This window comes from Ralstonia sp. TCR112 (assembly GCF_007997035.1).
GTDB classification, from domain to species: domain Bacteria; phylum Pseudomonadota; class Gammaproteobacteria; order Burkholderiales; family Burkholderiaceae; genus Ralstonia; species Ralstonia edaphi.
Map to the genome: position 1 here is coordinate 1 of NZ_VOSS01000269.1, position 1,202 is coordinate 1,202.

General features: G+C 61.1%; 1 protein-coding gene and 1 pseudogene. One reads left to right on the top strand and one right to left on the bottom strand.

Annotated elements, in window-relative coordinates; translation table 11 throughout:
* Positions 1-422 (bottom strand): YicC/YloC family endoribonuclease (locus FUT88_RS25850; RefSeq protein ID WP_325205682.1); only part of this gene is annotated, 422 nt, incomplete at its 3' end.
* 150 nt (positions 423-572) lie between these two features.
* Between FUT88_RS25850 and FUT88_RS25855 the strand changes: the two are divergent.
* A pseudogene (locus FUT88_RS25855) lies at positions 573-1,202 on the top strand (serine/threonine protein kinase); the annotation flags it as partial.

The following is a 1,202-nucleotide window of genomic DNA, read 5'->3' on the forward strand; positions in this document are numbered from 1 at the left end:
GCATCGCGCAGCGCGTCTTGTGTCAGCTGGGGCTCGGCCAGCACGCCGGGCCAACGCAGAATTTCACCCATGCGCAGCGAACCCGATGCCGGCAGATACCGCGTAACGGCCTGCTCGAGCTTGGCGAGTTGTTGCAGCAGCTCAACATTGAGCGCCGCGACATCGCTGGCAGCTTCCTGGCGCTGCAGATTGATCCGGCATTCCAGCTTGCCGCGCGACAGTGCGCTCATCAGCATTTCGCGCAGGGCCGGCTCGAAGGCTCGGCACTCTTCAGGGGCGCGGAACAGCAGATCGAGGAAGCGGGAGTTGACGGTGCGGAATTCGACCGAGACGGTAGCGACGCTGCCGCTGGGGGCGCCATGGGCATCGGTAAAGGCTGCCTGGCGTGTGGCAACGCCGTAGCCGGTCATGCTGTGGATCATGGAATCGTGGTGTGTTGTTCTTGGTCGAATCGGGAAATCCGGTGGCGGTATTTAACGCCTGGAATTGGCGGGGAATCCCCCACCTTTTGTCGCTTTACAACGTGTGGACTGGTCAGGGAGAATCCGACAGCCATTTCGCCACACAAACCCATGACAGAGTCAAAAGGCTCAGGACAGCCGCGCAGTGCCCCGTTGCCGGTCGGCACCTTGCTGTCCAATTATCGTATTGTAAAGAAGTTGGCCAGCGGGGGGTTCAGCTTCGTCTATCTTGCGACCGACGAGCATGGGACGCCGGTGGCCGTAAAGGAATACCTTCCGTCTTCGCTGCCGTCGCGCGCCGGGCGAATTGATTCCTGTCGTGCCCGAAGAAAGCGCGAGTGCGTTCCGCCTCGGGCTCAAGTACTTCTTCGAAGAAGGCCGGTCGCTGGCCAAGATTTCGCACCCCGCTATCGTGCGCGTGCTCAATTTCTTCCGGGAAAATGGCACGGTCTACATGGTGATGACGTATGAGCAGGGTAAAACGCTGCAGGAACACATCCTCACCGCGCGCCAGCAAGGCAAGCTGAAGATGCTGCGCGAGCGCTTCATCCGCCAGGTCTTCCATGACCTGATGAGCGGGCTGCGCGAAGTCCACATCCACAAGCTGCTGCACCTCGACATCAAGCCCGGCAACATTTACCTGCGCGAAGACTTTTCGCCGATCCTGCTCGACTTCGGTGCCGCGCGGCAGACGCTTACCGCCGAGGCCTCGCGCTTCCAGCCGATGTACACGCCGGGCTT